General features: G+C 73.1%; 17 protein-coding genes. 8 read left to right on the top strand and 9 right to left on the bottom strand.

What is annotated here, in order from left to right; translation table 11 throughout:
• Nucleotides 1-14: 14 nt before the first annotated feature.
• A complete protein-coding gene (locus tag Dvina_RS03610; RefSeq protein ID WP_223100944.1) occupies nt 15-512 on the bottom strand; it encodes a type III secretion system chaperone family protein in 498 nt (165 codons plus the stop codon).
• Complete coding sequence (mshA, locus tag Dvina_RS03605) at nt 509-1,810, bottom strand: D-inositol-3-phosphate glycosyltransferase (protein WP_246656001.1); 1,302 nt, start codon at nt 1,808-1,810, stop codon at nt 509-511. Before mshA ends, Dvina_RS03610 begins: the two co-directional genes overlap by 4 nt.
• A 125-nt stretch (nt 1,811-1,935) precedes the next feature.
• Here mshA and Dvina_RS03600 point away from each other — a divergent pair, with 125 nt between their 5' ends.
• Complete coding sequence (locus tag Dvina_RS03600) at nt 1,936-2,694, top strand: SDR family oxidoreductase (RefSeq protein ID WP_223100943.1); 759 nt, start codon at nt 1,936-1,938, stop codon at nt 2,692-2,694.
• Nucleotides 2,691-3,452 carry a class I SAM-dependent methyltransferase gene (locus tag Dvina_RS03595; RefSeq protein WP_223100942.1) on the top strand — a complete coding sequence of 254 codons (762 nt, stop codon included), beginning with the start codon at nt 2,691-2,693 and terminating at the stop codon, nt 3,450-3,452. The genes Dvina_RS03600 and Dvina_RS03595 overlap by 4 nt, the downstream gene beginning before the upstream one ends.
• Here Dvina_RS03595 and Dvina_RS03590 read toward each other — a convergent pair.
• On the bottom strand, nt 3,449-4,483 hold the full coding sequence (locus Dvina_RS03590) for a UDP-N-acetylmuramate dehydrogenase (protein WP_223100941.1): 1,035 nt from the start codon (nt 4,481-4,483) through the stop codon (nt 3,449-3,451). The genes Dvina_RS03595 and Dvina_RS03590 overlap by 4 nt on opposite strands.
• A 36-nt stretch (nt 4,484-4,519) precedes the next feature.
• On the opposite strand from Dvina_RS03590, the gene Dvina_RS03585 reads away from it, so the two are divergent.
• Nucleotides 4,520-5,278, top strand: coding sequence for a maleylpyruvate isomerase family mycothiol-dependent enzyme (locus Dvina_RS03585; RefSeq protein WP_223100940.1), 759 nt, complete (start codon nt 4,520-4,522; stop codon nt 5,276-5,278).
• Here the strand turns inward: Dvina_RS03585 and Dvina_RS03580 are convergent.
• The 3 genes from Dvina_RS03580 to Dvina_RS03570 are packed head-to-tail and all read right to left on the bottom strand — an operon-like array spanning nt 5,238 to nt 7,861.
• Nucleotides 5,238-6,050: an EI24 domain-containing protein gene (locus Dvina_RS03580; RefSeq protein WP_223100939.1), complete on the bottom strand. Its 813-nt coding sequence runs from the start codon at nt 6,048-6,050 to the stop codon at nt 5,238-5,240. The two genes, Dvina_RS03585 and Dvina_RS03580, sit on opposite strands and share 41 nt — an antisense overlap.
• 9 nt (nt 6,051-6,059) lie before the next feature.
• Entirely contained in the window at nt 6,060-6,719 is a 660-nt protein-coding gene (locus Dvina_RS03575) for a response regulator (protein WP_246656000.1), read from the bottom strand.
• The gene (locus Dvina_RS03570) at nt 6,716-7,861 is read right to left on the bottom strand and encodes a sensor histidine kinase (RefSeq protein ID WP_223100938.1); all 1,146 of its coding nucleotides are present in this window, start codon (nt 7,859-7,861) and stop codon (nt 6,716-6,718) included. Before Dvina_RS03570 ends, Dvina_RS03575 begins: the two co-directional genes overlap by 4 nt.
• 111 nt (nt 7,862-7,972) lie before the next feature.
• Between Dvina_RS03570 and Dvina_RS03565 the strand changes: the two genes are divergently transcribed.
• Nucleotides 7,973-8,326 (top strand): hypothetical protein, encoded by a 354-nt coding sequence (locus Dvina_RS03565; RefSeq protein WP_223100937.1) that lies wholly within the window; start codon nt 7,973-7,975, stop codon nt 8,324-8,326.
• On the opposite strand, the gene Dvina_RS03560 is transcribed toward Dvina_RS03565, so the two are convergent.
• Complete coding sequence (locus Dvina_RS03560) at nt 8,299-8,799, bottom strand: DUF402 domain-containing protein (RefSeq protein WP_223100936.1); 501 nt, start codon at nt 8,797-8,799, stop codon at nt 8,299-8,301. The genes Dvina_RS03565 and Dvina_RS03560 overlap by 28 nt on opposite strands.
• 54 nt (nt 8,800-8,853) lie before the next feature.
• Here Dvina_RS03560 and Dvina_RS03555 point away from each other — a divergent pair, with 54 nt between their 5' ends.
• From Dvina_RS03555 to Dvina_RS03540, 4 genes are all read left to right on the top strand, one after another.
• Nucleotides 8,854-10,923, top strand: coding sequence for an ATP-dependent DNA helicase (locus Dvina_RS03555; RefSeq protein WP_379993157.1), 2,070 nt, complete (start codon nt 8,854-8,856; stop codon nt 10,921-10,923).
• Nucleotides 10,924-11,586: 663 nt separating this feature from the next.
• Entirely contained in the window at nt 11,587-12,555 is a 969-nt protein-coding gene (locus Dvina_RS03550; RefSeq protein WP_223100935.1) for a PI-PLC domain-containing protein, read from the top strand.
• A 116-nt stretch (nt 12,556-12,671) separates the two neighbouring features.
• Nucleotides 12,672-13,298, top strand: a complete 627-nt coding sequence (locus Dvina_RS03545; RefSeq protein WP_223100934.1) for a DUF47 domain-containing protein — start codon at nt 12,672-12,674, stop codon at nt 13,296-13,298.
• Between the two features lie 2 nt (nt 13,299-13,300).
• Nucleotides 13,301-14,308: an inorganic phosphate transporter gene (locus Dvina_RS03540; protein ID WP_223105294.1), complete on the top strand. Its 1,008-nt coding sequence runs from the start codon at nt 13,301-13,303 to the stop codon at nt 14,306-14,308.
• Nucleotides 14,309-14,364: 56 nt separating this feature from the next.
• Here Dvina_RS03540 and Dvina_RS03535 read toward each other — a convergent pair whose 3' ends face one another.
• Nucleotides 14,365-16,377, bottom strand: a complete 2,013-nt coding sequence (locus Dvina_RS03535) for a M91 family zinc metallopeptidase (RefSeq protein ID WP_223100933.1) — start codon at nt 16,375-16,377, stop codon at nt 14,365-14,367.
• Nucleotides 16,377-16,703 carry a hypothetical protein gene (locus tag Dvina_RS03530; RefSeq protein WP_223100932.1) on the bottom strand — a complete coding sequence of 109 codons (327 nt, stop codon included), beginning with the start codon at nt 16,701-16,703 and terminating at the stop codon, nt 16,377-16,379. The genes Dvina_RS03535 and Dvina_RS03530 overlap by 1 nt, the downstream gene beginning before the upstream one ends.
• Nucleotides 16,704-16,738 lie beyond the last annotated feature (35 nt).

Here is a 16,738-nt window from a genome sequence, read left to right as displayed (position 1 = left end):
CCTGCAGAGGGTAGCTAGGCCGGTCGATTCACGAAGTCCGTGAAGGCGCGGAGGTTGTCGAGGGGCTCGCCGCGCTTGACCCGCCACTCCCACTCGCGGCGGATGGCCGAGCCGAAGCCGATCTCCAGCATCGGGTCGAAGCTCTCGTCGGCGTAGGTCAGCACCGCACCGAGGAGCCGGTCGAGCTCGGCCTCGGTGACGGCGTGCAGCGGGAGCTTGCCCATGAGGTACACGTCGCCGGCCTGGTCGATGCTGAACGCCACCCCGTACATGCGGGCGTTGCGCTGCAGGAGCCACTCCCACAGCGCCTCCCGGTTCTCGTCCGGGTGGCGCATCACGAACGCCTCGATGCGCACGGCGTGCTCGCCGACGATCAGGTTGCAGTTCGTCTTCTGCTTGTGGGTGCCGGGCAGCGTCACGACGTACGCATTGTCGCCGGTCTTCTCCCACGGGATCTCCCGCTCGGCGGCGACCCGCTCGATAAGCGCCGACACATCGCTCGGGGAGGTCATGCCGCCACCACCGTCCGGTTGAACTCCAGGGCGTCCCGGTAGGCGGCGAGCAGGCCGCTCGCCGTGTGCGCCCACGAGAACTCGCGCGCGTGCTGGACCGCGCCGAGCGACAGCGCCGCCCGCCGGGCCGGCTCGGCCAGCAGCGGTCCGAGCACCGCGGCCCAGTCGGCCGGCTTGTGCGTGTCGACGAGCACGCCGGAGACGCCGTCGCGGACCGCCGTGACGAGGCCGCCGACGGCCGCCGCGACCACGGGCGTCCCGCACGCCTGCGCCTCGATAGCGACAAGGCCGAACGACTCGTTGAAGCTGGGCACGGCGACGACGTCGACCGCCCGGAACAGCTCGGCCAGGGCGTCGCGCGACTGCGGCGGCAGGAATCTGACGATGTCGGCGATGCCCAGGTCGGCCGCGAGCTCCATGAGCGCGGTGGGCCGGTCCAGGCCGGAGCCGCTGGGGCCGCCGCAGATGACGACGAGCAGCTTCGGGTCGCTCGCGCGCAGCTCGGCGGCCGCGCGCAGCAGCACGTCGGGGGCCTTGAGCGGCTGGATGCGCCCGGCGAAGGCGACGATCCGGGCGTCGGCGGGCAGGCCGAAGCGCTCCCGGGCGGCGAGTTTGCGGTGCGGGCGGGGCACGAACCGGTCCAGATCCACGCCCGGCGGCACCACGCACACCTTGCCCGGGTGGGCGGCGTAGAGGTCGATGAGGTCGGCCGCCTCGGACGGGGTGTTGGCGACCAGGCCGTCGGCCGCGGCCACCACCTGCTCCTCGCCGATGACGCGGGCGATCGGCTCGGGCTTGTCCCCGTCGGCCAGCAGCTGGTTCTTGACCTTGGCCAGGGTGTGGGCGGTGTGCACCAGCGGCACGCCCCAGCGGTCCTTGGCCAGCCAGCCCACCTGCCCGGAGAGCCAGTAGTGGGAGTGCACCAGGTCGTACCAGCCGGAGGGCCGGGCCGCCTCGGCCCGCAGGACCCCGCCGGTGAACGCGCACAGCTGGGCCGGCAGGTCCTCCTTGGCCAGGCCCTCGAACGGCCCGGCGATGATGTGCCGCACGAGCACGCCGGGGGCCATCTCCACCGTGGGCGGCAGCTCACTGTTGGTGGCCCGGGTGAAGATCTCCACCTCGACGCCGGCCCGGGCGAGCCGCTCGGCGACCTCGACGATGTACACGTTCATCCCGCCGGCGTCGCCGGTGCCCGGCTGGTCGAGGGGCGAGGTGTGCACGGAGAGCGTGGCCACCCGCCTCGGCAGGGTACGGCGGGAGTGCGGGGTATGGCCGTGCAGCGAATCGACCCGCGCCACGTCGTGCTCCTGTCTGTTGCCAATCGGTTACATCTTCCCAACCGTCCATGTTCCCTCGCTCCGGGGCATGAACCCACCGTTGCGTTGGTCACTGCGCCGCCGGCAACTTCGTGCAGGATAGCCACATGTCTACTCGAATCGCCGTCGTCACCGGCGCGTCAAGCGGTATCGGCGCGGCCACAGTCCGTCGCCTGGACGCCGAAGGTTTCCACGTGGTCGCGGTCGCCCGGCGCGAGGACCGGCTCAAGGACCTGGTCGGGTCGCTGACGACGGCGTCGTACTTCGTCGGCGACGTCACGTCCGACTCGTCGGTCGCGGATCTGGCCGATCACGTGAGTGGCATCGGCGGTTCGGTGGAGCTGCTCGTCAACAACGCGGGCGGGGCGATCGGCGCGGAAACTGTGGAAAACGCCGATTTGTCGGACTGGCAGTGGATGTTCGACGTCAACGTGCTGGGCACCGTCCGGGTGACGAAGGCGCTCCTGCCGCTGCTGGAGCGCTCCGGCCGGGCCACTGTCGTGGTGCTGAGCTCGACCGCCGGGCTGCTCGTGTACGAGGGCGGCGGCGGATACACGGCGGCCAAGCACGCCCAGACCGCCGTCGCCGAGACCCTGCGCCTGGAGCTCAGCGGCCGCCCGATCCGGGTCGTGGAGATCGACCCCGGGATGGTCAGGACCGACGAGTTCGCGCTCAAGCGCTTCGAGGGCGACGCGGAGAAGGCCGCCGCCGTCTACGCCGGGGTCGCCGAGCCGCTCGTCGCCGACGACATCGCCGACTGCATCGCCTGGACCGCGACCCGCCCGCACCACGTCAACATCGACCGGCTCGTCGTGCGCCCGCTCGCCCAGGCCGCCCAGCACAAGGTCCACCGAGTATTCGAGTGAAGCCAGCCGATCCGAGGCCTGTCGGATCGATCACGCGCGGGACGACGAACCCCAACCGCCTGCGCCGGGTCGACAACTGGATCGCCGCGACGCTCGGCGGGGTGCTCCGCCGGGCGCCGGACCCGCTCGTGGTCGACCTCGGCTACGGCGCCTCGCCGATCACCGCGATCGAGCTGCACGCCCGGCTCGGCGTCCCGGTCGTCGGCCTGGAGATCGACCCGGCCCGGGTGGCCGCGGCCCGCCCCTACGAGACCGCCGGGCTGCGCTTCCGCCTGGGCGGGTTCGAGCTGGCCGGCCTGCGCCCCACCCTGGTGCGGGCGTTCAACGTGCTGCGGCAGTACGGCGAGCCGGACGTCCCGGCCGCCTGGCGCGCGATGACCGCGACCGGGGCGCTGCTGGTCGAGGGCACCTGCGACGAGCTCGGCCGGCTGGCCGCCTGGGTGCTCGTCTCCCCCGCCGGCCCGCGCACGCTCACCCTGGCCGGCCGCCTGGCCACCCTGGACACGCCGGGGACCCTGGCCGAGCGCCTGCCCAAGGCCCTGATCCACCACAACGTCCCCGGTGAGCGGATCCACGCCCTGCTGTCCGACCTCGACACCGGCTGGCGGGCCGCCGCCCCGCTGTCCGTCTTCGGCCCGCGCCAGCGCTGGCGAGCGGCCGTCGAGTCGGCCCGGTCGGCGGGCTGGCCGGTGCTCGACCGCCCGGCCCGCTGGCGCCTCGGCGAGATCACCGTCCCGTACTCCTCGGTGGCGCCCTAGATCGCGCAGTTGACGAGCACCGGCTCCGGGTGCAGCGTCACCCCGAAGTGGTCCGCGACGCCGGAGCGGATCTCACGGGCCAGATCCAGGAGCGCCTCGGTGGTACCGCGGCCGCGGTTGGTGAGTGCGAGGGTGTGCTTGCCCGACAGGGAGACCCCGCGGGCGGCGTCGCCGTGGCCCTTGGCGAACCCGGCCCGCTCGATGAGCCAGGCGGCGCTGAGCTTCACCGCGTCACCGGCCGGCCACGAAGGCGGGGTGCCGAACTCGGCCGCCAGCTCCCGGACCCGCTCGAAGTCGGCCGCCGGCACGATCGGGTTCGTGAAGAAGGAGCCGACGGAGTAGGTGTCCGGATCGGCCGGGTCCAGCACCATCCCCTTCCCGGCCCGCAGCTTCAGCACGGCCGACCGGACCTCTTCGAGCGGGGCCGTGGCGCCCGGCTCGACGCCCAGGGTGCGGGCCAGCTCGGCGTAGGCGATGGGGGTCGAGCGGTCCGAGGCCCGCAGCCGGAACGTCACCGACAGGACCACGTAGCGCGGGTTGTGCTTGAAGACGCTTGTGCGGTACGCGAAACCGCAGCCGGCCGCCGGGAGCTCCACGATCTCGTCGCGCTCGCGGTCGTAGGCCCGCACCGCGGTGATCGTCTCGGCGACCTCCTGGCCGTAGGCCCCGACGTTCTGGATCGGGGTCGCGCCGGCCGAGCCCGGGATGCCCGACAGCGACTCGACGCCGGACCAGCCCCGCGAGACCGCCTCCGCGACCACCTCGTCCCAGGGGTGGCCGGCGGCGACCGTCAGGGTGACCGCGCCGTCGCGCACCTCGGCCGCGATCCCGCGGGTGCGCAGGAGCACGACGGTGCCGGGAAAGCCCTCGTCGGCCACCACGACGTTGCTGCCGCCGGCCAGAATCAGCTGATCGCCGCCCGTCCGCAGCGCGGCCAGCGCCTCGGCTTCGGTGGCCGCCTCGATCAGGCGGCCGGCCGGGCCGCCGAGGCGCAGAGTCGTGAACGCGGCGAGCGTGCGGGGTTCGGGCACCGCACCAGCGTAAGCGGTGCCCTAATCTAGTTCGCTATGAGCAAGCCTCAGCTCACCAAGGACATCTGGCTGGCCGCCCTGCGGACCGAAGGCGACGCCTTCCGCACCGCACTGGGCAGCGGCACGCCCCTCGACGCACCGGTGCCGAGCTGTCCGGGCTGGAGCCTGGCCGATCTCGCGTGGCATTTGACGCAGGTGTACTCGTACGTGACCGGCCACGTCACGCGGGGCGTCCTCGACAAGCCGGGCGACCGCGCGAGCGACCCGCTGCCCGCGGGCGTCGACGCGGCGGCCGCCTGGACCGACGCGTTCACCGAGCTCGTGGCGACGCTCGACGCGGTCGACCCGGAGCTGCCGGCGTACAACTTCGCGCCCCAGGCCAAGAAGGCGTCGTTCTGGCACCGGCGCATGGCCCACGAGACGACGATCCACCGCTGGGACGCGCAGATGGCCGGCGGCCTGGCCGAGCCGATCGAGGCCCGCCTGGCCAGCGACAACGTCACCGAGGTGCTCGACACCTGGATCCCGTCGGGGCGGCGCAGCGGCCCGGCCGACCGGGCCGGGATGATCGCGCTGCACGCCACCGACACCGATCAGGTCTGGTACGTCCGGCTCCGCGGGGCCGGCATCGCCCTGCTCGACACCGACACGCTGCTCGACTCCGACGAGCACCACGAGCGGGCCACGGCCAGCGGCAGCGCGAGCGACCTGGCCCTGGCGCTGTGGGGCCGGGTGCCGTTCGACACGCTCCTGGTCAGCGGGGACGCAACGCTGTTGCGGGGCCTGCTGGCCTGACCTCGTGCTCGATGTCGAGCCCGAGCGCGCGCCGGGTGAGCAGCGTCGCGCCGGTCACGGCGGCCGGGATGACGACGATCGCCACGATCGGGATCAGCAGCATCAGGAAGACCGGGATGCCGAAGCCGAGCGTGAGCGCCCGGTTCGCCCGCAGGATCTTGCGCCGGTCGGCCAGGCGCATCCCCCGCCGGGTGAACGGGACCCCGGTGAGCTCGAGCGCGATGAGCCAGCCGCCGACGAGCGCGTTGAGCACCGGCACCACGGTCTGCCCGACGATCGGGATGAAGCCCATCAGGAACAGCGGGATGGCCACCGCCACGCCCAGCAGGACGAGGCGGAGGGAGTCGACGAGGCTCGGCCACAGCGTGCGGTACCAGGGCCGGTCCACCGCGCCCGGAGTACCCCCGAGGCCGTCTTCGATCTTTTCGGAGATGCTCTCGTAGAACGGGTCGCCGATGAGCAGCGTGAGCGCGGTGAACGTGAGCACCGAGAGCAGGACGGCGGCGATGAGGATGGCCGCGCCCGCGCCGACCTCGATGAGCCCGCGCCAGACGCCCGACCAGTCGTCGGCGAACCACGTCGCCGCGTTCGCCAGGTCGTCGATGTAGATGATCAGGAAGACCCAGCCGATCACGAACAGCGCGAACGTGATCGCGGCCGGAATTGTGCCGAGCAGCAGCAGCCGGGGATTGCGCCCATAGCGGGCAAACCCCTTGCCCAGCAGCCGTACCCCGGTGAAGAACTCGGACCCCGTCGTCTTCAGCTGATTCACGCCTCTTTTCTATATGATGTTGTTCCGATACGCGTAGGCCACGGCCTGGGCCCGGTCCCGCCCGCCGATCTTCGCCAGCAGATGGTTGACGTGGCTCTTGACGGTGCCCTCGCTGATGAACAGCCGGGCCGCGATCTCGGCGTTGCTGAGCCCTTCGGCGATGAGGGCGAGGACCTCGACCTCGCGCGGGGTGAGGCCGTCACTGTTGTTCGGCACCGGGTTGTGCAGGGCGTTCAGGACGTGGTGCTGCACCGCCGGGTCGAGCGCGGCCCCGTCCTGGAGCACGCGGCGCATGGCCGCCAGGATCTCCTCGCCGCCGGCCTCTTTGGTGAGGTACCCCTTCGCGCCGGCCCGCAGCGCCTCCAGCACCGACCGGTCATCGGAGTAGGTGGTCAGCACGACCACGCGGACCTCGGGCAGTTGCTGCTTCAGCCGCCGGGTCGCCTCGACCCCGTCGACGCGGGGCATGCGCAGGTCCATCAGCACGATGTCGGGCCGGTGGCGCAGCGCCAGCTCGACGGCCTCGGCCCCGTCGGCGGCCGCCCCGACCACCTCGACGTCGGCCAGCAGCCCGAGCACGAGGGCCAGCCCTTCGCGCACGACCCGCTGGTCGTCGGCCAGCAGCACCCGGATCGTGATGCCCCCTCCGCTACGCTCCGGACCGGTCACGCGGGCACTTCCAGGGTCACGCGGAAGCCCTTGTCGGTCGGTGTGGTCTCCAGCGTGCCGCCCAGCAGCTCGGCCCGCTCGCGCATGCCGGTCAGCCCGTAGCCGGCCCCCGCGCTCACGACGGCCGGGCGCACCCCGAAGTCCTCGACGGTCAGCCGGACAGTCTCGGCCTCGTACTGCAGGCGGACGGTGATCAGCGTCGGCTCGGCGTGCTTGGCCGCGTTGGTCAGGGCCTCCTGCGCCACCCGGTAGACCGCCATCCGGGCCGGGGACTCCAGCTCCCGCTCGGCGCCCTCGGTGGTGAGCTCGCAGCGGACGCCGTGGTCGCGCGCGAACGACCTCGTCAGCTCGGCCAGGTCCGGCAGCTCGTCGTCGCGCAGCAGCCCGATCGCCCGCCGGGCCTCGTCGAGCCCGGCCCGGCCGAGCTGCTGGGCCCGCTCCAGGGCGGCCGGCAGCCGCGGGTCGCCGGGCGTGCGCACGGCCAGCATCCGCGCCCCCTCCAGCTGGAGCATCAGCCCGGTCAGCGAGTGCGCGAGCACGTCGTGCATCTCCCGGGCCAGCCGCTGGCGCTCCGCGAGCCGGGCCGCCTCGGCCTGGGCCGCCCGCCCCCGGGCCAGCTCCTCGACCAGCTGCTCGGCCTCCTCGTTGGCCTCGGCCAGCCGGATCGCGAAGACAAGCATCCCGTAGAAGGCCCCGACCATCAGCGCGTCGAGCAGCGACTCGACGAGCGAGCCGCCGTTGTGCGCCGACGCGACCGCGACGGCCAGCAGGATCAGAGCGACCACCGCGATCGGGATCGAGACGTGCCCGCGCAGCAGCGGGGCCAGGAACGAGACGCCGACGAAGATGCCGGCCACCGCCGCGCTGTCCGGCGCCAGCCAGGTCAGCGCGGCCGACGTGGCCAGGATGGCGCCGGTGCAGGCCAGGTGCACCTTCGGCCGCCGGGTCAGCGTGGCGACCGCGCCGATCCCGGCCGCGATGAACAGCCCCAGCACGACGACGGCCGGGCGCCCCGGCTGCGACGTGCCCACCGACCACACGACCACGGCCATGACCAGCGGAGCCAGGGGTCGCAGCCAGCGGATGACGGCCGCCCGCCTGGCCCGGGCCGTGTCCAGGGTGGCCAGCGCCTCGGAGCTCATGGCCCCATTCAACCGAAGCTCCGGCGGATCGGCATCCACCCTCGGTTAGAGATCGACTCTCTACCCGGGCGCCGATGCGCTCCCCGGCCCCACCCGGCCAGGCTGATCGGCATGACCCTGACTCCCCGCCTGCTGACCGCGGGCTACCTCACGCTCAGCGTGGCCGCCCTCGTCCTCGCCTACGTGCTGCGCCACCACCCGGACCTCGTGACCGATGCGGTCTGGGTCCGCGGCTCGCTCGTGGTGGCCAGCGCCGTCGTCGCCAACGTCCTGGCCTGGCGCGGCGATGTGCGGCGGCTGCGCATCGTCGCGATCGTCATGACGGTGGCGATCGCCGTCGTGGTCTCGATCCCCGGCCTGTTCCCGGTCTGGCTGCGCATCGAGCAGGTGCTGTGCGGCCTGCTGCTGCTCGGCGTCGTCCTCACCCTGCCCCGCCGTCAGGTGACGAGCCGCAGCCATTCGTGATACGCCGAGCCGAACGGCTCCACCCGCTGCTCCACCGCACCCAGCAGCCACGCGGCGCTCGCCTGCGCCTGCGCCACCACGTCGGCCGGGTAGGAGTAGCGGACCTGGTGCGCCGCGAACTCGTCCTCGTCCAGCAGCTCCACGGTGCCGTTGCGCCGGCGGCGGACGTCCAGGTCCAGGTCGATCGCCGTCACCTCGGTGTCCGCGAGCCAGTGGGCGACGGTGGTGATGTCGCAGTAGATCTCGGTGCGGTGCGGGGCCGCGTTGAAGCACGCCGTCCACCACGCCTGGCGGGGGAAGAGCAGGACGTGGGGCGACTCCGGGGCACCCTTGAGGGTGGTTCCCTTGAAGATCCGGGTGGCCGGGCCGGCGCCGACCCAGATGCCGTGCTCGTCCTCGCCGAGCAGGTCGGTCTCGTAGTTCCAGTGGAGCGAGCCGTCGTACTTGCGGTACACGACCCGGGTGCGTTTCATGTCGCCACGGTAGGCCAGGGCTCGCCAGATTTGTCGTACCCGAGGAGTAGCGTCCTGGCCGTGACAGCCTCCCCCCAGACCCGGCGCGCCCGCCCCGAAGTGCTCGACCTGCTGGCCGCCGCGGTCGGCGCGGTGCCCGACGGAGCCGAGCGGCCCGGGCAGCAGAGCATGGCCAAGGCGATCACGACCGCGGTGGAGCGGGAGGAGCACCTCCTCGTGCAGGCGGGGACCGGCACCGGCAAGTCGCTGGCCTATCTCGTGCCGTCACTGCTCGTCGACGGCCCGGTCGTGATCTCGACCGCCACGCTGGCGCTGCAGTCCCAATTGGTCGACCACGACCTGCCGCGGCTGGCCGACGCCGTCGAGCCGGTGCTGGGCCGGCGGCCGACGTTCGCGGTGCTCAAGGGCCGCCACCACTACCTGTGCCTGGCCCGCTTGGAGGGCACCTCCGCCGACGAGCCCGACGACGGCCTGTTCGACGTGGGCGAGGCGAAGCCGACCAGGTGGCTCGGGGAGGCCGGGCGGCTCGGCAAGCACGTCGAGCGGCTGCGCGAGTGGGCCCAGGAGACCGAGACCGGCGACCGCGACGAGCTCGACCCGGGCGTCGACGACACGGCCTGGAAGCTCGTGTCGATGCCCGCGCGCGAGTGCGTCGGGGCGCAGCGGTGCCCCTACGGCGCCGAGTGCTTCGCCGAGGCCAGCCGCAGCCGGGCCCGCGAGGCCGACATCGTGGTCACCAACCACAGCCTGCTCGCCGTCGACATGCTGACCGGCCGGCAGATCATCCCGCCGCACGAGCTGCTGGTCGTCGACGAGGCCCACGAGCTGGCCGACCGGGTCAGCTCCGCCTCGCAGGCCGAGCTGACCCCGGAGACGCTGGAGCGGGCCGCCCGCCGCTGCCGGGCCTACGTGGACGACGACGTGGCCGACCGGCTCATGGAGGCCGGCGACCTGCTCACCGTGGCGCTGGCCGAGGTTCCGGCCGGGCGGGTCGTGGGCGACCTGCCGACGGTGCTGGCCGAGGCCCTCACCCTCCTCGACGCCGGCGGCCGCAAGGCCCTCGACGCCATCGGCGAGGTCCGCGCCGACGACGCCGACCCCGTGCGCAAGACCCAGGCCCGCACCATGATCGGCGATCTGGTGAAGATCGCCCAGCGCATGGTCGCCAACGCCGAGCACGACGTCACCTGGATCGAGCGCGACGAGCGCGGCCGCCGCGCCGTCGTCATCGCCCCTCTCTCGGTGGCCGGCACGCTCAGCTCCCACCTGTTCGCCGACCGCACCGTCGTGGCCACCTCGGCCACCCTCGCCCTCGGCGGCCAGTTCGACACCGTGGCCCGCTCCCTGGGCCTGCCGGCCAACACCGACCGCCCGCCCGCCGCCCGTACCCCCGCCGAGGAGGCCCGCGCGACGGTCGTGCGGGCCGACGAGTCGCGCGACACGGCCGGCCTGGCCTGGAGCTCCCTCGACGTCGGCTCGCCGTTCGACTACGCCAAGCAGGGCATCCTCTACGTCGCCGCCCACCTGCCCCGCCCGTCCTCGTCCGGGCTGTCCGAGCCCGCCGCCAACGAGATGGTCGAGCTGGTCCAGGCCCTGGGCGGCCGCACGCTGGGCCTGTTCTCCTCCCGCAAGGCGGCCGAGCGGGCCGCCGAGGTCCTGCGCCTGCGCACCCCCGGCATCACGATCCTCCTGCAGGGCGAGGAGGCCCTGCCCATCCTGGTCCGCAAGTTCCGCCAGGACCGCAACAGCTGCCTGCTCGGCGTCATGTCCCTCTGGCAGGGCGTCGACGTCCCCGGCGACGCCTGCCAGCTGGTCATCATCGACCGCCTCCCCTTCCCCCGCCCCGACGAACCCCTCTCCGCCGCCCGCTCCGACGCCGTCCAGTCCGCCGGCGGCTCCGGCTTCGCCGCCGTGAGCGTCCCCATAGCCGCCGTCCGCCTGGCCCAGGGCGTGGGCCGCCTGATCCGCTCCCGCGGCGACAAGGGCGTGGTGGCGGTGCTCGACTCCCGCCTGGAGCACGCGACGAGCTACGGCCCCTTCCTGCGCAAATCCCTGCCCCCGTTCTGGTACACCACCAAGCCCGACGTCGTCCGCGGCGCCCTGCGCCGCCTGGCCGAGTCCTGACCTGCCCGCTTGCCCGCTGCACCCCGGCTCCCCGGCGGGACACCTCGCCGGGGCCCGTGTCGCCCGTCGACGCCGACCCGCCTTCGCAGGCATCGATCGAGCCTCTGGTCTGCGCTGATCGCGCCACCCGGCTCCCGTCCCCCGTCTGGCTGAACTTCGCCGCACGCCTGGCTGAAGCTCCCGCGAGCTGTCGTCCCGGCCGAACGCCCTCCTGCCGTGCCTCCCGGTCAGGCACCAGGCCCGACGCACCGCTCCCTCGCCGCGCGCCGAGGCGTGGTCGGCATCCGGCTTGACATGTCCGGGCCGTGCGCCCCTATCGCTCGCATCACGAGAACGGACTCACGCCGTGAGAGGGCTCGCGCCGTGAGAGGGCTCGCGCCGTGAGACAGGCCCGCCCTCGCCGGCCCGGCCTCCTGGAGCGGATGCACGAAGAGCCGGCCCCCATCGCCCCGCCGAGTGCGTCGCCGGTAGCAACCGTCCAGGAGCGGGCCGCCGCCGGCAGCGGACGGCGGTGCCGCGGCCCGACCCGATGCGGCCCGGCCGCGCGGCGAAGCTCATGCGGGGGTGTGGGTGGAGACTCGTCTCCCCCACCGCGAGCGAAGCGAGCAATATACACAGCCAAAACAGCTACATGCGAAATGTACGTTAAGTACCATTTTGTGTATGGAAGATGCCCTGGCGACGGTTGCCGCCGGTCTTGCGGGTCTGGCTACCTGTGGGGTGGTCGGGGCCGTGGCGGCGGCTCGGGTTCGGCGGGGGCGGCCCTACCTGGCCACCGGGCTTCTCGTGGCGCTCGACGGGCCCGTCGATCCGGCGGCCGCGGCCGCCCGGAGCGGGTTTGCCGGGGTAGAGGTCGGCGTGCGGATCGACGCGGACACCACCGCGCCCACGCTTCGGCTCACCTGCGCCATGCCGCCCGGCGAGCCGGCGCCCACGTTCGACCAGGCCGTGCTCGCGCCCCTCGCCACGCGGGTGGCGCAGAATCCGCTCGGGCGGGTGCACGCGCGGCGGGCCGAGCCGTTTCTGCTCATGGTCTGCGCCGAGCCGGAGCCGGACCCGGAGACGGGGGTCGTGCGGGCTACCGGGCTGGAGTACGAGACCCTCGATCGGCTCCTCCGGCCGCACGCCCGGATCTTCACCCAGTTCCTCGGTGGACGGGTCATTCCCGGCGCCATCACCGTTGTGCTGACCGGGCCGCACTGGTCGCGGGCGGATCTGCTCGGGGCCTATGAGCGTTACGCGTTCCTGGAGGGGCGGTTCAGCGACCTCGAGCCCGGCGGTCTCCCGGCCGGCGTGGCGCCGTTCGTGACCGCGCCGCTCGCGGCCCGGCTCGGGTTCGACGCGCAGGAGGAGTGGCCCGAGTTCCCGGCGGAGGCGCGGCACATCCTGCGCTCACTCGTCCGGGCGGCCCACGCGGACGGGCGCCGTGTTCGTTTCGCGGACGTACCGGAGTCGCCGCGCCGCGTCCGCAACGCCTTCTGGCGCGAGCTGCGGGCGGCCGAGGTCGACGTCATCGCGAGCCGGCACCGGGGTGCGCTGGCCCGCTTCCTGCGCCAACCGGTGGCCCGGACGTACAAACACCGAGCGGTACCGGTCCGATACACGGCGACGCCGGAGGCAAACTCAAGGTAAACGTAGGATGAACCCGCAGCGTGCAAGGGATCTCGCGGCGACGCGCGGGTGTGCATGGCCTTAACATTCACGCTTTAAGTGTTGGGCGCTCCTTCGTTGAGGTATCGAGGTCGACTGTGCGGTTCAGGCTGCGTCCGAGTGACGATTCGTTCTACGAGCTCTTCAGCCGCGCGGCCCAGAATCTCGTCAAGGGGACAGACCTGCTCTCCGAGCTGGCCGTCCCGGGTGCCGACGTCCAGTCCGTGAGCGAGCGGCTGGTCGAGGTCGAGCACGACAGCGACGCGATCACGCACGAGCTGTACAAGAAGATCAACTCCAGCTTCATCACCCCCTTCGACCGCGAGGACATCTACCGCCTCGGGTCGCTGCTCGACGACGTGATGGACCACCTGGAGGCGGTGGGCAGCCTGCTGTACCTTTACGGCCTCACCAAGCTCCCGGCGCTCCCCCGCGAGATCCACGAGATCGTCAAGGTGCTCGACCAGCAGTCCCGCCTGACCGCCGACGCCATGCCGCGGCTCAAGTCCATGAAGGACCTGGAGCCGTACTGGGTGGAGTGCAACCGCCTCGAGAACGAGGGCGACAGCGCCTACCGGATGGCCCTCGTCCGGCTCTTCTCCGGCGAGTACGACGCGCTGACGGTGCTCAAGATGAAGGAGGTCATCGACGAGCTCGAGGCCGCCTGCGACGCCTTCGAGCACGTGGCGAACACGGTCGAGACCATTGTGGTCAAGGAGTCGTAGCCATCAGCGGGCAACTCGTCGCGGTCCTGGCCGTCATCACGGTGGCGCTGGTCTTCGACTACACCAACGGCTTCCATGACGCCGCCAACGCCATCGCCACGTCGGTCTCCACCCGGGCGCTGACGCCGCGGGTCGGTCTGACCATGGCCGCGCTCGGCAACTTCATCGGGGCGCACCTCGGCGGCCACGTCGCCAAGACCGTCGGCAGCGGCATCATCGACCCGCCCACCGGCCTGAACGGCCTGGGCATCGTGTTCTCCGGCGTCGTCGGCGCCATCGCCTGGAACCTCATCACGTGGTACTTCGGCCTGCCCTCCTCCTCGTCGCACTCCCTCTTCGGCGGCCTGGTCGGGGCCTCGCTCTGCGCCGTCTGGTTCGGCGTGAACGCCGAGGTGCTCTGGTCCGGCATCGTCGAGAAGGTCGTCGTGCCGATGGTCGCCTCGCCGCTTGTCGGCTTCGTCCTGGGCGCCCTGCTGATGATCGCCATCATGTGGGCGTTCCGGAACGGCCCCCCGCGCAGCCAGGGCTTCCGCCGCGCGCAGACGGTCTCGGCGGCGGCGATGGCGGTCGGCCACGGCATGCAGGACGCGGCCAAGACCATGGGCATCATCGTGCTGGCGCTGTACACGGGCGGCTACCACGCCAGCAAGACCGACATCCCGGAGTGGGTGTTCCTGGCCTGTTCGACGGTGCTGGCCCTGGGCACGTACTCGGGCGGCTGGCGCATCATCCGCACCCTCGGCCGCAAGGTCATCGACCTCGACCCGGCGCAGGGCTTCGCCGCCGAGACGGTCGCCGCCGGCGTGCTCTTCACCACCTCGCAGATGGGCCTGCCGATCTCGACCACCCACAGCATCACCTCGGCGATCATGGGCGTCGGCGCCACGAAGCGACTCTCGGCCGTCCGCTGGCAGGTCGCCGGCAACATCCTGATCGCCTGGGTGCTGACCTTCCCTGCCGCCGCCATGATCGCGATCCTCACCTACACGGTCGCCCACTTCGCGTTCTAGGGCACGAAGCGGCAAAGCAAGGGGCTCCCGACCCCTGAAACCCCGGCCGCGCGCCGCTACGACGCCGAGCCGTAGCGCTCCCGGGCCGGCAGCCCCATCTCGGCCCGCAGCCCGTTCTCGGTGAGCCGCAGTTCGTGCGCGGGATCGATCCGGTTCGGCGTCAGCGGGTCGCCGTCGTCGTCGATCGGCAGCCCCACGGCCTGCCGCTCGTAGTTCGGCACCGGCGGCCCGCCCTGATACTGGTAATCGGGCCCGCTGCCCTCGTTGTACGGCTCCCGGTCGGTGCTGCCGTGCTCGTAGTCGTGGATGTGCGCCATCTCGTGGAAGAGCGTGACGGCCGGCGGCCGCGCGTCGTACGCCGGGTTGTACTGGATCGTCGGCACCCCGCCGTCGTAGTTCGCGTAGCCGTTGGCGTCGGCGGTCGGCACGATGTGCAGCCGCACCCCGGAGCCGCGCAGGTCCTCGAGCATCGCCCGCCCGGCCGGCGAGGCCGCCAGCAGGTCCAGGTCGGCGCGGACCCGGGCCTGGTACGCGGGGTCGCCGCCGACCTCGATGAACCCGGTCAGGTCCCCGCCGGCCGCCGTCGCCTCCAGCCGCTCGACGCCCGCCGCGTCATCCTCGCCCTGCCCGAAGAGCGTGTCGGTCCCGGCGCCCCCGCTCACCGTGTCCCGGCCGGCTCCGCTGTACGCCACATCGTCCCCGCCACCGCCGTCGACGAGGTCGTCGCCCGAGCCGCCGGAGACCACGTCCGCGCCGTCGTCCCCGGCCACCAGGTCGGCCCCGGCGCCGCCGTCGGCGAAGTCATCGCCCTCGCCGCCGTGCAGCACGTCGGCGCCGTCCAGCCCGTAGAGCGTGTCGTCACCGCGCCCGCCGTCGAGCCGGTCGTCCCCGGCCCCGCCGTCGAGGTAGTCCCGCCCGTCGCCGCCGTCGACCAGGTCGAACCCGCCCCCGCCGAGCAGGTGGTCACCGTCTCCCCCGCCGGCCACGGTGTCGTCGCCGTCATCTCCCGAGAGGCGGTCGCCGGACGTACCCCCGAACAGCAGGTCGGCACCTGACCCGCCCACCACGTCATCACCTCCGAAGCTGCCCCAGAGGCGATCGTCGCCGTCACCCAGGTCGGCCCGCTCGACCGCGTCCCTGGGGGCCGTCCGGGCGGTCGGCACCATCGCGCCGAGGCTCACCCGGTCCGCGCCGGCCCCGGCGGTCACCGTGTCCACGCCCATCCCGGCGATGAGCACGTCGTCGCCGGACCCGCCGGTGAGCTGGTCGTCACCGTCGCCGCCCAGCACCGTCACCCCGTCGCTCCCGGCGACCTCCACCGTGTCGTCGCCCGCACCGGTGCGCAGCACGAGCCGCGCGCCGTCCGGGATCGCCAGCCGCTCGCCGTCGACGACCACGAAGCCGGCGCCGACCTCGACCCGGTTCGCGCCCCCGCCGGCCTGCACCACGAACAGGTCTGCGACCAGGCGCGCGTCCGGTGCACCGGAGGCCGGCGGCGGCACCCAGTCGGCGAACACCCGCCCGATGACCGGCAGCCAGGTCCGGGCCAGCATCTCCCACCGCGTCCGCGCGCCGTCCAGCCGTCCGTGGTGCTCGGCCAGCCCGCGCTCGATGTCGGCCCGGATCGCGCCGGCCTCCGCGATCGCCGCCCGGACCGCCGCGGCCTGCCCCTCGTCCGCGGGCGCGAAGGTCACGGTGCCGGCGGCGCGGTGGTGCGGTACTCCCGCGGCCGTGGCGAACACGGTGTCGAGCTGCTCCTGGCCGATCCGCAGCAGCGCGGCCGCGCCGTCGAGCGCCAGCGCCGTGTCACCGATGGCGAGGTCGAGCTCACCCAGGCTCTCGACGTACTGCCGGTGGTGGCGCCGAAACCCCTCGGCCGCCTCCCCGTCCCAGTCCCCGGATACGACCGGCGCCGCCGCCGTCACGAGCGCCTCGACCCCGCCGCGCACGTCGGCCCCGACCGCCCGCCAGGCCGCCGCCGCCCGGCCCAGCACCTCCGGCCGCCCGCCCAGCTCCCACACGTCATCCACGGCGATGGCGGCCACCTCGAGCGCCCCGACGCTGCGCATCACAGGCCCGCCCGCCGGGAGTCGCCTGTCGTCTGCGCGGCGGCGCGGTCGGCCTCGCGGTAGGCGAACGCGGTCTGCAGGAGCGCGTCGGCGTCCTCCTCGAGGATCTCGACGTGCCCGGCGACGGCGGGCTGGGCGTTGGCGCCGACGGCCGCGGCCGCCGAGGCCAGCCCGGCCGACGCCGCCGTGTTGCCGAAGGCGTCGGCCGGCAGCGTCAGCTCGCGCAGGCCGGAGCGGTAGTGCTCGCCGATGGTGGCCGCCGCGTCCAGGCAGGCCGCGGCGAGGGTGATCAGCTGGTCGGGATCGGCCCGGAGTTGCTGTCCCATACGGCGCACCGTAGTGACGGGGGGACGCTGCGTCC

Source organism: Dactylosporangium vinaceum (assembly GCF_019904175.1).
Lineage (GTDB): Bacteria > Actinomycetota > Actinomycetes > Mycobacteriales > Micromonosporaceae > Dactylosporangium > Dactylosporangium vinaceum.
This window is presented reverse-complemented; position numbering and strand designations above follow the sequence as displayed.

What these genes read in the sequence shown, in the direction of transcription:
- Dvina_RS03570 (WP_223100938.1), bottom strand. Translation starts at nt 7,861, where the DNA reads ATGAGCTCCGAGGCGCTGGCCACCCTGGACACGGCCCGGGCCAGGCGG.
- Dvina_RS03535 (WP_223100933.1), bottom strand. Translation starts at nt 16,377, where the DNA reads ATGCGCAGCGTCGGGGCGCTCGAGGTGGCCGCCATCGCCGTGGATGAC.
- Dvina_RS03610 (WP_223100944.1), bottom strand. Translation starts at nt 512, where the DNA reads ATGACCTCCCCGAGCGATGTGTCGGCGCTTATCGAGCGGGTCGCCGCC.
- Dvina_RS03600 (WP_223100943.1), top strand. Translation starts at nt 1,936, where the DNA reads ATGTCTACTCGAATCGCCGTCGTCACCGGCGCGTCAAGCGGTATCGGC.
- Dvina_RS03565 (WP_223100937.1), top strand. Translation starts at nt 7,973, where the DNA reads ATGACCCTGACTCCCCGCCTGCTGACCGCGGGCTACCTCACGCTCAGC.
- Dvina_RS03585 (WP_223100940.1), top strand. Translation starts at nt 4,520, where the DNA reads ATGAGCAAGCCTCAGCTCACCAAGGACATCTGGCTGGCCGCCCTGCGG.
- Dvina_RS03550 (WP_223100935.1), top strand. Translation starts at nt 11,587, where the DNA reads ATGGAAGATGCCCTGGCGACGGTTGCCGCCGGTCTTGCGGGTCTGGCT.
- Dvina_RS03560 (WP_223100936.1), bottom strand. Translation starts at nt 8,799, where the DNA reads ATGAAACGCACCCGGGTCGTGTACCGCAAGTACGACGGCTCGCTCCAC.
- Dvina_RS03530 (WP_223100932.1), bottom strand. Translation starts at nt 16,703, where the DNA reads ATGGGACAGCAACTCCGGGCCGATCCCGACCAGCTGATCACCCTCGCC.